The following is a 12,330-nucleotide window of genomic DNA, read 5'->3' on the forward strand; positions in this document are numbered from 1 at the left end:
CTCCTCACTCCCCTCCCGGAGCAGCGCCCATGACCCACGCGGAAAGCCCAGCCGACCACCCGACCACGGGACCGCGCGTCGCCGTGCGCGGCGAGGCCCGGCTCGAAGTCGACCCGGAGACCGCGCGGATCGGGGTCACGGTCGGCGCGCGCGGCAGCGACCGCCGCGCCGCGTTGAACGACCTGACGATGCGCAACAACGCGGTGCTGGACCTGCTCCGTTCCTACGGTGACGCGACGGAGAAGCTGGAGACCGGAGCGTTCTCCATCAGCCCCGAGCTGCGCGGTCGCGGCGAGCGGGTGCGGGCGTACCAGGGGAAGGTCCATGTCCAGGCGGTGTTCAACGACTTCACCGCGCTCGGCGAGGTGACGACGAGGCTCGCCGACCTGGAGCTGACCAGCGTCTCCGGCCCCTGGTGGGGCCTGCGCCCCGGTTCGCCCGTGCACCGCGAGGCCCGCCAGGAGGCCGTGCGCCAGGCCGTCGCCCGCGCCCGGGAGTACGCGGAGGCTGTGGGCTCGGAGTTGGCCGGGCTGATCGACATAGCCGACCTGGGCGCGGAGGGCCAGCCCGAGTTCGGCGCCGCCCGCGGCGGCTACGGCGCGGCGGCGGCCCCGGCGGGCCGCGCGGCGGCGTCTCCCGCCCCCGCGGCCCTCGACCTGGAGCCCAGGCGCCAGACGGTCCACGCCCGGATCAACGCGAGGTTCACCATCACCCCGCCGGTGCTCTGACCTCTGACCGGGGTCAGCCCCGAGCGAGACCGAGGAACGCGTCCCAGGCGGCGGCGGGGATCAGCAGGTGGGGTCCGGTGGGGTTCTTGGAGTCGCGGACGGGGACGGCGCCGGGCTGGTCGTCCCGGACCTCCAGGCAGTTGTCCGCGTTGGGGCCACTGTAGGAGGACTTGCGCCATCCACGCGTTGCGGCGGCGACGGGGATGGAGCGGTTGGTCATGGCGTGAGGTGATCCTTCGCGATGGCCCTCATCAGAGTGAGGGAGTCTTCCTGGGGCAAGGCTTCGCCCAACGCCAAATCGTATGTGTTCTGGAGCCTTTGAACTACGGCAGGGGCGTCATGCAACCGGCCGAATTCGTGGCCCTCGCTGTAGGCACATGGCGGCTGGTCTTCGAACCACATGAGGGTCAGCGTGCCCTCCATCAGTGGGTAGGCGTTCTGCAGTGGCATCACATGGGTTCTGATTCTGCCCACCTCGGTTAGCTCCACCAAGTGGCCGATCTGCTGTGACATCACCTCTCGGCTACCTACCGTACGGCGCAGTGCGGCCTCGTCGATCAACGCCCACAGTACGGGTGACACGGGGTCATCCAGTACGCGGGAACGATTCAGGCGAGCGACAACCCGCCTGTCACGCTCCGCCTCACCCACCGGAGGGAAGGCCGATCCCAGAACGGCCTTCGCGTAGTCCTCGGTTTGCAGCAGGCCGGGTACGTAGGACAGGGCGAACTCTCGGATGATCGTGGCCTGTTGTTGCAGTGGCTCGACCGGCTCGAAGTAGTCGGCAAGGGCCCGCTCGTCACCTCCCCCAGGCAGGAACGTGCTGAGCACATCCCCGGTGTTCAGCGCCTTGTCCAGCCTGCGGGCGTCCTCGCGGGACGGGACCCGGCGACCGCCCTCGATGTGGGAGATGTGCGAGCGGGTCATGATCGCCCGCTCCGCCAGCTCCTGTTGTGTGAGGCCGGCGCTCTCGCGTTGGGCCCTCAACCACTCCCCATAGGTGTTGCTCATCGTTGCCTCTCCTGCGACGGGTCGACTGTCACCCGCGACTCTCTGGCCAGGCTAGTTGCGTTGGTTCCAGGCTGTGAGGGGTTCGCTACAGATCGGTCGCCAACTGTCGATCTTCTGCGTCGACCACACCAGAACCTGAGTCAAGGAGCACCCAAGATGATCGTTATCGACGACAAGCCGGCCCGACTGCTGCCCTGGGAGGACGCGTTGGGACGGCCCTGCTATCTCGCCGGCGGCGGACGCGGCCGGGTCACCGCGTTCGCGGACGAGGCCGAGCGGAAGCAGATGCGGTACGCGGAGCTGTTGATCGACCTCAGCGACGGCATGATCGAGGACGAGAGCTGCGAGCGCGCCGATCTCGCCGACCTCGGCACCTGCCTCACCGCCGCACTCCGCGACCTCCACCGCATCGCCCGCAGCCGGGGCAGCCGCCTGGACCACTACCTGACTCAGGAGTTGGAGGCCGAGTCCCCGGAGCCCGACGACCCCACCGCGTCCGACGAAGAGGAAGCCGACGACGGCGACGGAAGCGACGACGGGGAGCCGTCGGCAGGCTGAGACGTTGGGCAGAACCGCCCGTCGAACGGCCGGCCGCCTGCTACGCCCGGCTCCGCCGCGTGCGCCGCCCGGCGGAGCCGTCGCTCGCGCGCCGTCGAATGGCGCGAACACGCTCCCACCCGGGGCCTCGTTCCCGGTATCGCCGTGGATACCCACGGTGACTATGAGAGCGACCATGAGGGCGGCCACGACAGCGACCGTGAGAGCGGGGAGAGACGAGCCCGGACACTACGCCTCCCGTCTGCCGCCGGGAGTCGCGCTGGACGCCGAAGAGCGGCTGGTCGTGATCCCGGGCGGGATGTTGCGCGCCGCCAAGGGGGACATTCCCGATGAGTGACCTCCGTGCTCCGTTCCTCGCTGACGAAACGGGGACGCTCCTGACCCGTTCCGAGTTCAGGCAGGACTTCCGTGAGCGCAGAGCGGTCGTCCGCGGCGCGGACTCGTTCAAGCTCGAACGCCTCCAGCACTTCGAGGAGGTCGACGACCCGAGTCGGGACGCGTTGCGGCGTGGCGACTGGCAGGAGGCGCTGCGCCTCTTCGAGAGCGAACGGGAATCCGCCCGCCGGGCCGCCGAGGAACAGGCGGCGCGCGGCGCGGTCCGGCACCGCGTCCGGGTGGTGGAGCAGCCGGTGACGCCCTATGTCCAGTGGGAGTTGCACTGGCTTCGGATGCGAGCCGAATCGGGCCACTCCGTGCGCGTTCTTCCCGCTTCCGAGATCGCTTTCGACGAGGCGGCGGCCGGGCGGCCCCTGCCCGAGTTGGTGTCACTCGGTGATCGGACCCTCTTCCGCGTGCGCTACGACGACCGGGGTCGCCCGGCGGGGGCGGTCCGCTTCACCGACCGCGAGACCGTGCGTCGCTGGGGCGCTCATCTGCGCGAACTGTTCACGGCCGCCGAGGACGTCCGCACCTTCTTCGCGCGCGAGGTGGCCCACCTGGCTCCCCCACCCCCCGCCTGACCCGGGCCCGCCCGCACGCCCCCGCCGCACGCCCCGCGCCCCCGCCCGGAGCGTGGCCGGGCGGGGGCGGGGTGAGCTGGTCGGGCGGGAACGGCCGGGGCGGCCGTTCGCCCGTGCGCGGGCTCAGCTCAGGACGACGTCCGAGCAGGAGTAGAAGTTCTCCTGGCTGTCGGAGCGGATCCAGTGCACGTAGAGGATGTGCTGGCCGGTCCGGTCGGACGGCAGGTTCACGTCCCAGTAGTAGTGGCCGCCGTCGGAGCCGGCGCCGCCGGTCTGGGGCGGGTCGGTGACGCTGCCGAGGAGTTCGAGGTCGCCCCAGCCGAGGGAGTCCGTGGGGGACCAGCCGCTCTTGGTGATGTAGACGTCGAAGTCACCCGGGTGGGCGGCCCAGTTGCTGTACTGCAACTCGATGGTCGAGCCGGCCTGGAGGTCGGTGCTCGGCCAGTCGTCGCGGGCCGCGTTGTAGGAGGAGAAGTCGTAGGGCCCGTTGCTGCCGCCGCTGCACAGCTCACCGTCGGGGATGTAGCCCTCGGTCCGGCCGCCGCCGTTGGAGTCGAGCACGGCGAACCAGTTGTACAGCGGGTTGGTGCCGCTCTCGGCCACCGCGTCGGCACAGGCCGGGTTGGCCGGCGTGCCGTTCTCGATCATGTCCCGGTAGCAGAGGTACGTCCGCGAGCCGGGGGACATGGCGACGCCGTGCGCCGCTGCGGGGGACGGCAGGCTCGTCAGCACCATGGCGACGAGCGCGGTCACCAGCAGGCTCAGAAAGCGTGCCCTGCGGGCCCGTGTCCCGCCGAGCGGCGAGGTGCGCCGGGCGGAGGTGCTCCGGTCGGTGGGAGGTCGAATGGCCATGTGGGGGGTCTCCTCTAGAGTCCTCCTCGACCTCGGGTCGTGCGACCGCCAACTCCCGTGGCCGGCCGGCGAACGGCTCTCCTGCGCCTCGCCCTCCACCGTGCGCGGCTGTGGGGTGGTGTCGCCCGACCGTGGTCGAGGTATGCCGCCGTGCGTCGTGGGAGCGCTCCCGTTAGCAACGTACCTCCAACCCGGCCACTTCGAAACCACCCCGTCCACAACTCCGTTGCCCGCGATGCCCGTTGGCTTGTTCATGACGGCCGCCGCGTGAGGGCGCGACGGGCGTGCGCGGGGGAACCGTTCCGCCGCCTGACGTCAGCCGGTGAAGTCAGCGCGGTGGTCGTGGGCCCAGGCGGCGAAGGTGCGGGGTGGCCTGCCCAGCACCCGTTCCACGTCGTCGGTCAGGTCGGCGACGCCGCCCTCCGCGACACGACGCGCACCGTCGACGGCGGCCTCGACGAACGCGGGATCCAGCCCCGCGGCGACCAGCCCGTCGCGGTACTCCTCGGGCGTGAGGTCGATGGTCTCCACCGCCCGGCCGAGAACCCGGCCGAGCCGCGCGGCCATGTCGGGCACGCTCAGCGACTCCGGCCCGGTCAGGGTGTGGACGCTCTCGTGGTGACCGGACGAGGTCAGGGCCAACGCCGCCACCTCGGCGACGTCCCCCGGATCGATGACGCCCTGGCCGCCGGCCCCCATCGGGTTCGGCACCGGCGCGCCGCTTCTGAGGGCGTCGGCCCAGCCCAGGGCGTTGGAGGCGAAGCCGGACGGCCGCAGCACCACCCACTCCAGGCCGCTGGAACGCACCGCCTCCTCCCCCGGGAGGTGCCAGTCCCCGACCCGGGCTCCGTGCGCCTCGCCCGTTCCGATCGCCGAGAGCTTCACCACCTTCCGCACGCCCGCCGACCGCGCCGCGGCGAGGAGCGTGGCGTCGTGCCGGGGGAGCCAGGGGCCCGGGGCGCTGAGCATGAACACGGCGTGCGCCCCCTCCGCCACGGCCTCCCACGAGGCGGGGTCGTCGAAGTCCGCCCGCACGACCTCGACCCCGGCGGGCACGGCGGCGGCCCGCGCGGGGGCGCGCGTCGCCGCGCGCACGCTCTCTCCGCGCGCCGCCAGTAGCCGGACCACTTCTCGACCGATGGTGCCGGTGGCACCGGTGATGAGGATCATGATCGCCAGGCTGCCAGGGCGTTTCCGCCGGTTCCTAGGAAAAATCGGCCGGGTCCGGAGGCGTCCCGGGCCGGCGGCGGGGCCTTCGACGGAAGGCGCGACGGGGGTCTTCGACGGAGAGCGCGACGGGGGCCTTCGGCGGAACGCGAGGTGATGTCTTCGGTGGAGCGTGAGGTGGGGCCTTCGGCGGAACGCGCGACGGGCCCGTTCGGCGGAATCCCCCGCAGTAGGGTCGGTGGGGTGAAGACCGTCGACGGCCTGGTCGCGCCCCTCGGGGAGGTGTGCGACCTGAGCGGTTCCACCGACGCCGGGTTCACCCAGCTGCCGGACCCGGCAACGGCCCTGGTCCTCCGCGTGACCCCCGAGGGCGAGGGCGACCTGCTCGTCGTCGGCCCCCGCACCCGTGCCTCCTACCACACGGGCAAACCGCTGCCGGTCTGTCTCAGGTTCCGGCTGCGGCCCGGCGTCACCCGTCCCGTGCTGGGCGTGCCCGTCGGCGAGTTGGTGGACCGGGTGACGCCGCTCGCCGACCTGTGGGGCGCCGCGGGCGCCCGTCTGGAACGGCGGCTGCTGGGCCTCGGCGGTGCCCCCGAGCTGATCGCCGGGCAGCTCGCGGCGGCCCTGCGGAGCCGCCTCGACGCCCACCCGTTCCAGGAACCCTCCCGCGCCCTTCTCATCGCCGACGCCGCCGAGATCCTGTCGCGCCGGGGCCCGGCCCGGCTGCCCGACCTGGCGCACCGGCTGTCCGTCAGCGAACGCCACCTCAGACGACTGCTCACCGAGGACCTCGGGCTGCCGCCCAAGTCCTACGCCCGGATCTCCCGCGTGCGCCGGGCGCTCGCCGACGGTCGGCGGGGCGACCCGGCGACTTTGGCGCGACTCGCCGCGGCGACCGGTTACTACGACCAGTCCCACATGGCCGCCGAGTTCAGGAGCATGGTGGGTGTGCCTCCCGGGGCGTTCTTCGCCGGCCGACTCCCGACGCCCGGGCCTTGTTGATCCGCTGGTGTGCCGTTCACCGTTTCCCGGGGTGACGTGCGGCATGAACGCGGCGGGTGGGGGCACGCTGCGTCCGAAACGGAAACGACGAGGACGCGGGGAACGCCATGACCGGGTTGGGCGAGGGCAACACCGAGTACGGCCGTAAGAAATTTAAGCGTTCACGGAGCCACTTCACCGACCGGATCACGGCGGCGGGCGAGGACGGGTGGCCGGTGGAGGCGGGGCGTTACCGGCTGGTGGTCAGCCGTGCCTGCCCGTGGGCGAGCCGGGCGCTGATCTCGCGGAGGTTGCTCGGGCTTGAGTCCGCGCTCTCCCTCGGGGTGGTCGACCCGATCCAGGACGACCGCAGCTGGCGGTTCACGCTGGACCCCGATGAACGGGACCCGGTACTGGGAGTCCGCTTCCTGCACGAGGCGTATGACGCGCGCGAGACGGACTACCCGGGCGGGGTCAGCGTGCCGGCGATCGTGGACGTGCCGAGCGGGGTGCTGGTCACCAACGACTACCCGCGGATTACCCTCGACCTGGCCACCGAGTGGACGGCCCTGCACCGGCCGGGCGCGCCCGACCTCTACCCGGAGCGGCTGCGGGACGAGATCGACGAGATCGCGGAGGACGTCTTCCGCGACGTGAACAACGGGGTCTACCGCGCCGGGTTCGCCACCGACCAGGACGAGTACGAGGCGGCGTACGCGGACGTCTTCCACCGGCTCGACCGGCTCTCCGACCGTCTGGCGGAGCGCCGTTACCTGGTCGGCGACCACATCACGGAGGCCGACATCCGGCTCTTCACCACGCTGGTGCGCTTCGATGCGGTGTATCACGGCCACTTCAAGTGCAACCGCAACAAGCTGACCGAGGACCCCGTGCTCTGGGCGTACGCCAGGGACCTTTACCAGACGCCGGGGTTCGGCGACACGGTCGACTTCGACCACATCAAGCAGCACTACTACCGGGTGCACACCGGCATCAACCCGACGGGCGTGGTGCCCGCCGGCCCCGACCTGTCCGGTTGGTCGACCCCCCACCACCGCGAGCAACTCGGCGGCTCCCCGTTCGCCCCGGGCGCCACACCGCCGGGCCCGCCGCCGGCGGGGGAGGTGATCCTCTGAGAGGGGGGCCGCACGACGAGATCCGCGGCGGGTGGGCCGCTGCGTGGCCTGCGTGACCGGCGTTGGTCGAGCGGTGCGCGCGGTCACGGGCCGTCGATAGCGGGGCGGGGCGGTGCGAGCGGGCCGGGCACTCGCCGGGGGCTCGCGGGTTCGGTCGGTGCGGGCCGCGCGGACGCGGGTATCGGCGGGCTGGGTGGTTGCGACGGTCGGCCAGGGGGCGGGGCGGTGTGGTCCGAGAGATGTGGTCAGGCCCCTCCCGGTCGATTCCCGGGTAGCCGTGGCGCACGGGCTCATCGTGGATGTGGCGGGAGATCAGCACGGCGGCCACGACCGAGGGGGCGCCTGCGCGAGCACGGCGCGCGCCGGCGCGGCTTTCGAAAGGCGCGCCAGCACCCGAACGGTCAGCCGCTGGCGGCGCCGGCGGGCCCGAGGCGCACGTTCCCGGCGTGCGGCGCGAGCCGGCCACGAACGCGCCCTCTCCGAGGCCGTTCGGTTGCGCGCGAACGGCCGCGGGGCCGCGACATGACGACCGCGTCAGGCGACCATCGCGGTGTGCGGACCGGGGGCGACGCCCACGGGTCGGTCGTCGCGGGTGACGGCGACCACGTCTCGACCCGCCCGACGGCGGGTCGGTTGTCCGGACCAACGCCGCGCGAACTCGGCACCGTCTGCGCGCCGTGACCGACGGCGACACTCACATCCACCAGAACGGCGCCGGCACACGCTCCGCCTCCTCCTCTCCCTCCGCCGCTTCCTCCTCTTCTGAGGACTGAGCCGGCGGCGGTCGCGAGAGGAATGCTGGAAAGTCTGCGACATGCGGGCTGTGCCGACGCGTCTTTATAGGTGGCGGGGCGAGGAGGGCGAGGAGCCCGCTCGCCGGAGAACGCCAGCAGGCCCGCCCAGAGAGAGCCAAGGAGAAGTACGCATGAGCAAGCACAGCCGCGGTACGGAAAGCCGGTCGACGAAGCAGCGCCGACTCGTCGGCATAGCCGCCCTCGTCGCGGCGGCGTTCGCCACGATGGGCGTTGCCGCGACGAGTCACGCCCAGCCCGGGACGTCCGCTGGGGACGTGTCCGGCGAGCGGAGCGCGCCCGCCGAGGCCGATGGTGACTGGGACGGGGAGGACGAGACGGGTTCCGTGGTCCCGATCGAGGAGCTGGAGATCGCGGCCGAGGGGGCGTCGGACGCTGCCGCCGAGGCCGGGGCGGTCGCGGCGGAGGCGGGCGAGGGGGACGACGCGGAGTGGGAGGACACGACCGGTCCCGTGGTCCCGATCGAGGAGCTGGAGGTCGCCGCGGAGGCGGAGCCCGGGGCTGACGTGATCGCCGAGGCCGCCGAGGCCGAGCCGATGCCGGCGGAGGCTGCCGCCGAGGCCGATGGTGACTGGGACGGGGAGGACGAGACGGGTTCCGTGGTCCCGGCCGAGGAGCTGGAGGTCGCCGCGGAGGCGGCGCGCTGACCCTCGGGAGAGCGGGGCGCCGCCGGGAGCGGCGCTCCGCGCCGAGCACTGATCGCCGGGCACCGGTCGCCTGAGCTGCGGGCTTTTTGTGTGGACCCTTCTACGTCAGAGTGGCGGCGGCTTCACAAACTTTTGGGACTACTGCGACATTGAGGCCGGGCTGGAGTGTCTATCCAGGTGGCAGGGTGAGAGGGGAGAAGAGTCCGCTCGGCGGAGGCCCTTCGGGCCCCGCCCGGAGAGCTACGAGGGGTCGAAGCGCATGAGCGACGACAGCCAGAAGACGACGAGTCGGTCAACGAAACTGCGCCTGGCAGGTATAGGCGCCGTCGCGTCCGCGGCATTGGCGACCCTGATCGTCGCCTCGCCGAGTCAGGCCCAGCCGGGGCTTTCCGGTGAGGAGCCGCGGACGGAGCGGGGCGCGTCGATCGAGGTTGAGGAAGGCATCGGCGGATACGCCGACGGAGGCTACGGGTACGGCCCGAGCGATCTGGCCGAGGAGGTCTCGGGCGATGCCGCGGCGGCGGAGGACGCGGTACAGCCTGAGGAAGCCATCGGCGGCTATCCCGATGGCGGGTTCGGCTACGGTCCGCAGGACGAGGCCGAGGCGCCCGTCGACGCGTCCGAGTAGCGGCTCCCGCGGAGTCGCTCCTGCGAGTGACAGCTGTGACGGCGATGTGAGCGTCGAGCTCCCGGGGCGAGCGAGGCGTCGCTGAGTCACGGTGAGCGAAAGAGCTGCGCTGACCAGCACAAATTGGACGATGGTTCGGGTGGCGCCGCCGTTCGGCGGCGCCACCGCCCGGGGGATCGTACGGTCGGCCCGTGGACGTCCCGTTCCCGCGAGAAGACGGCGTGCGCCGGTTCGGAAAAACTCTGCTTCCGCCTGCGACGGCGTGCGTGGGCCGGGACGTCTTCCTGGGTGAGGACGGGACGTGTGAAAGCGCGCCCGCCGAGAGGCCGCGAGGCCCAAGCCCACGAGACCCGCAGGACGGGATATCTATGAGTAAGACGCACGACATGAGTGAGCAAAGCGAGGAGGCCGCAGGACGGCGTTGGTCGAAGCGGCGGTTGGCAGCGGTGGCGGCCGTCACGGCCGGCGCGACGGCCGCCGTGGTCATCGCCTCGACCAGCCATGCCGAGCCGGACAGGTCCCACGCGCCGGTGGCGGAGGACGAGGTGCCCCGTACGGAGAAGGATGTGGTCGAGGCGCTGGAGGAGTTGCTGCCTGAAGGCGTGGAGACCTCGGATGCCGAGGGGCAGGGCGTCGACGAGTACTGGGAGGTCACCGCCTCCCTGCTGGCGGAGGACGAGTCCGCCGGCGCCCCGGTCGATCTGGCCGCCGGGCAGCGGGGCGTGGAGGACTGGCGCGACGAGGCAGGCTGCACGGGCATGGTCGACGAGTTCGACTACGTCTTCTGCGAGGAGACGGAGTTGCCCGACGGCGGCGTCCTCTCCTACTGGACGTGGGAGCCCAGGGGGGAGGAGACCGACGAGCCCGAGCCCGGCAAGTGGGAGGCCGTGTGGAACGGGCCGGGAGGCGAGGCGGACGGGTACCAGACCCTCCGCACGGTCCGGGTGGCGGAGCGGTACCCGGAGGGGAACGACGCCCCGGGCCCGGACGAGATGCCGGTCAGCGTGGACGAGTTGGCCGAGGTCGCGCAGGCCCCGGTCTGGCAGCAGGTGCTGGACCTGGTCGAGGAGGAGTGGGGACCGCCCGACGCTCCGAACGAGCCTCCGGAGGACGACCCCTACCCCGGTGAGGAGTTGCGGGACACCTTCCTCTCCCTGGCGCCCGACGAGGTCGAGGTCACCGACCTGGACTCCGAATGGCCGGGCGTGGCGGACCTTGTCGCCGACGACGGCGAGGGCCCGGGCATGGTCCGTGTCGAGGCCGGCGGCCCCATGCCGGGTTCGTCTGCTGCCGAGGCCGCCGGCGGGGGCACCTCGGCGGGGTCCGCTTCCGCGACGGGCGCGGATGACGCGCGTTGCACGGCCAGCGAGTTGGAGGACGGCAGCACGCTGAGCCTCTGCGAGAAGGAGGCCACCGAGGACACCCCGCTGGCGTACAGCGGTGCCACCCTCAGCTACCCGGACGAAGGCGGCAGCATCGCGCTCACCGCCTACAACCGGGCCGGTGAGAACGAACGGCCCTCGCGGGACGGTACGCCGTTGAGCAGCGAGGAGTTGGGTGACATCGCGGTGGCCGATGAGTGGCGGGAGCTCATCGGCTGATCCGCCCTCCGGCCGGATCGGCCGTAGGCGAGGACAAGGGGGGTGCCGGACCGGCACCCCCCTTTCGCCGTGCCCCGCCGCGTCGTCCTGACGGGGTGGCGGCTCCGCGCACGCCGCCCTGAGCACTCGCCGGTGGCGGCGGGAGAGAAATCTTCGCGAGGGCTGCGACATCCGACGGGGCCTCGAGCGTCTCTATAGGTGAGGGACGAGATAGGTGAAGTGCCTCATCGGAGGAGCCGGGGGATCGGGGGGACGGATCCCCGCAGGGCCCCGAGGTGGGACAGCGTGAGGAAGACGTGCGACATGAGTAAGCGCAGCGAGACGACGCCGGGAGGTCGGCCGCGGCCGGCAGCCGTCGCCGCTCTCTTCGCCTTGCTGGGGGCGGCGGTCGCGAGGGCCATCGTGGTCATCGGTGCCACGGTGCGGACCGCGACGCGTTCGCGGATGCCGGCGTTGACGCCGCCGCGGTCGGGAAGCCCGGCATTCGGGCCAATCCCGAGGCGCGGTGTGTCAGCGGTGAGTGAGGAGGTGAGGGCGGGGGAGCGCGGCGCGTGCGCGGACGAACGGCCGGTGACGACGCTTCGCCTCCTGATATCCGGGCTCTCCGCGCCCGCGCGGTCGCCAGCCGTGTAGGGCGCCGCATCGGCGTCCGTGCCACCAGCGAAGGGGCCACGGTGGCGGACGACACCACGGCCACGGTCCTGAGTAAGAGAGCCAGGGGGATGTGATGAGGCGGCGAGACGAGGAGTCTTTTCGCCAGTTCGCCGCGAGTCGGAGTCAGCGGCTCTTCCGGTCGGCGTGCCTGATGGTCGGTGGCGACACCCACCTCGCCGAGGACCTCGTACAGGAGACCCTGGGACGGATGTTCACCGTGTGGGGCCGCAAGCGCTGCATCGAGAATCCGGATGCCTACGCGCGCAAGGTGCTGGTGCGCGCCTGCGTCACGCATCGCAGGCGGCGTAGCAGCAGTGAGCAGCCCGCGGCCTGGCTCCCGGACGAGCCCGTGGAGATAGGAGACTTCTCGCTGCGGGTCACCTTGATCCAGGCCATCGCGACCCTGCCGCCGAAGGACCGGGCGGTGGTGGTCATGCGCTACCTGGAAGACCTCAGCATCGAACAGACGGCGGCTGCCCTGCGCACCAGCTCCAGCGCCGTCCGTTCCCGCTCCAGCCGTGCGCTGGCCAAGCTCAGGAGCGAGCTGGAGCAGACCGGCTTCGCCGAACTGACCGCCGTCTGAAGCCCGGTGAAAG

Annotated in this window: 13 protein-coding genes and 1 pseudogene; 10 read left to right on the forward strand and 4 right to left on the reverse strand. The window is 72.0% G+C overall.

Translation table 11 applies throughout. From position 1 onward, the window contains the following. Nucleotides 1–29 precede the first annotated feature (29 nt). Nucleotides 30–728: an SIMPL domain-containing protein gene (locus FH715_RS07325; protein WP_139641993.1), complete on the forward strand. Its 699-nt coding sequence runs from the start codon at nt 30–32 to the stop codon at nt 726–728. Nucleotides 729–741: 13 nt separating this feature from the next. Here the strand turns inward: FH715_RS07325 and FH715_RS07330 are convergent, their stop codons facing one another. Beyond that, entirely contained in the window at nt 742–948 is a 207-nt protein-coding gene (locus FH715_RS07330; RefSeq protein ID WP_139641995.1) for a DUF397 domain-containing protein, read from the reverse strand. Then, nucleotides 945–1,739: a helix-turn-helix domain-containing protein gene (locus tag FH715_RS07335; protein WP_139641997.1), complete on the reverse strand. Its 795-nt coding sequence runs from the start codon at nt 1,737–1,739 to the stop codon at nt 945–947. Before FH715_RS07335 ends, FH715_RS07330 begins: the two co-directional genes overlap by 4 nt. Before the next feature lie 156 nt (nt 1,740–1,895). Between FH715_RS07335 and FH715_RS07340 the strand changes: the two genes are divergently transcribed. From FH715_RS07340 to FH715_RS07345, 3 genes are all read left to right on the forward strand, one after another. Further along, a complete protein-coding gene (locus FH715_RS07340) occupies nt 1,896–2,297 on the forward strand; it encodes a hypothetical protein (protein ID WP_139641999.1) in 402 nt (133 codons plus the stop codon). Nucleotides 2,298–2,496: 199 nt separating this feature from the next. Beyond that, on the forward strand, nt 2,497–2,634 hold the full coding sequence (locus FH715_RS28110; RefSeq protein ID WP_170184655.1) for a hypothetical protein: 138 nt from the start codon (nt 2,497–2,499) through the stop codon (nt 2,632–2,634). Then, complete coding sequence (locus tag FH715_RS07345) at nt 2,627–3,256, forward strand: DUF6879 family protein (protein WP_139642001.1); 630 nt, start codon at nt 2,627–2,629, stop codon at nt 3,254–3,256. The genes FH715_RS28110 and FH715_RS07345 overlap by 8 nt, the downstream gene beginning before the upstream one ends. Nucleotides 3,257–3,388: 132 nt before the next feature. On the opposite strand, the pseudogene FH715_RS07350 reads toward FH715_RS07345, so the two are convergent. Together FH715_RS07350 and FH715_RS07355 are read right to left on the reverse strand one after the other, a co-directional pair. After that, a pseudogene (locus tag FH715_RS07350) lies at nt 3,389–3,991 on the reverse strand (lytic polysaccharide monooxygenase auxiliary activity family 9 protein); the annotation flags it as partial. Between the two features lie 432 nt (nt 3,992–4,423). Further along, nucleotides 4,424–5,278, reverse strand: a complete 855-nt coding sequence (locus tag FH715_RS07355) for an NAD(P)H-binding protein (protein WP_139642005.1) — start codon at nt 5,276–5,278, stop codon at nt 4,424–4,426. Nucleotides 5,279–5,518: 240 nt separating this feature from the next. Between FH715_RS07355 and FH715_RS07360 the strand changes: the two genes are divergently transcribed. From FH715_RS07360 to FH715_RS07385, 6 genes are all read left to right on the forward strand, one after another. Next, entirely contained in the window at nt 5,519–6,277 is a 759-nt protein-coding gene (locus tag FH715_RS07360; RefSeq protein WP_170184663.1) for a helix-turn-helix domain-containing protein, read from the forward strand. A gap of 107 nt (nt 6,278–6,384) precedes the next feature. After that, nucleotides 6,385–7,392: a glutathione S-transferase family protein gene (locus FH715_RS07365; RefSeq protein ID WP_139642009.1), complete on the forward strand. Its 1,008-nt coding sequence runs from the start codon at nt 6,385–6,387 to the stop codon at nt 7,390–7,392. 925 nt (nt 7,393–8,317) lie between these two features. After that, the gene (locus FH715_RS28115) at nt 8,318–8,851 is read left to right on the forward strand and encodes a hypothetical protein (RefSeq protein ID WP_170184664.1); all 534 of its coding nucleotides are present in this window, start codon (nt 8,318–8,320) and stop codon (nt 8,849–8,851) included. Nucleotides 8,852–9,110: 259 nt separating this feature from the next. After that, nucleotides 9,111–9,479 (forward strand): hypothetical protein, encoded by a 369-nt coding sequence (locus FH715_RS07375; protein WP_139642011.1) that lies wholly within the window; start codon nt 9,111–9,113, stop codon nt 9,477–9,479. Nucleotides 9,480–9,865: 386 nt separating this feature from the next. Next, on the forward strand, nt 9,866–11,080 hold the full coding sequence (locus FH715_RS07380) for a hypothetical protein (RefSeq protein ID WP_139642013.1): 1,215 nt from the start codon (nt 9,866–9,868) through the stop codon (nt 11,078–11,080). Nucleotides 11,081–11,807: 727 nt separating this feature from the next. Continuing rightward, the gene (locus FH715_RS07385) at nt 11,808–12,317 is read left to right on the forward strand and encodes a SigE family RNA polymerase sigma factor (protein WP_139642016.1); all 510 of its coding nucleotides are present in this window, start codon (nt 11,808–11,810) and stop codon (nt 12,315–12,317) included. The last annotated feature ends 13 nt before the right edge of the window (nt 12,318–12,330 follow it).

Source organism: Streptomyces sedi, assembly GCF_006335015.1.
Lineage (GTDB): Bacteria > Actinomycetota > Actinomycetes > Streptomycetales > Streptomycetaceae > Streptomyces > Streptomyces sedi.

Bases quoted from the DNA above. Each gene is read 5' to 3' on its own strand.
- FH715_RS07345 (WP_139642001.1), top strand. From the start codon at position 2,627: ATGAGTGACCTCCGTGCTCCGTTCCTCGCTGACGAAACGGGGACGCTC.
- FH715_RS07335 (WP_139641997.1), bottom strand. From the start codon at position 1,739: ATGAGCAACACCTATGGGGAGTGGTTGAGGGCCCAACGCGAGAGCGCC.
- FH715_RS07325 (WP_139641993.1), top strand. From the start codon at position 30: ATGACCCACGCGGAAAGCCCAGCCGACCACCCGACCACGGGACCGCGC.
- FH715_RS07385 (WP_139642016.1), top strand. From the start codon at position 11,808: ATGAGGCGGCGAGACGAGGAGTCTTTTCGCCAGTTCGCCGCGAGTCGG.
- FH715_RS07375 (WP_139642011.1), top strand. From the start codon at position 9,111: ATGAGCGACGACAGCCAGAAGACGACGAGTCGGTCAACGAAACTGCGC.
- FH715_RS07380 (WP_139642013.1), top strand. From the start codon at position 9,866: ATGAGTGAGCAAAGCGAGGAGGCCGCAGGACGGCGTTGGTCGAAGCGG.
- FH715_RS28115 (WP_170184664.1), top strand. From the start codon at position 8,318: ATGAGCAAGCACAGCCGCGGTACGGAAAGCCGGTCGACGAAGCAGCGC.
- FH715_RS07330 (WP_139641995.1), bottom strand. From the start codon at position 948: ATGACCAACCGCTCCATCCCCGTCGCCGCCGCAACGCGTGGATGGCGC.
- FH715_RS07355 (WP_139642005.1), bottom strand. From the start codon at position 5,278: ATGATCCTCATCACCGGTGCCACCGGCACCATCGGTCGAGAAGTGGTC.
- FH715_RS07365 (WP_139642009.1), top strand. From the start codon at position 6,385: ATGACCGGGTTGGGCGAGGGCAACACCGAGTACGGCCGTAAGAAATTT.
- FH715_RS07340 (WP_139641999.1), top strand. From the start codon at position 1,896: ATGATCGTTATCGACGACAAGCCGGCCCGACTGCTGCCCTGGGAGGAC.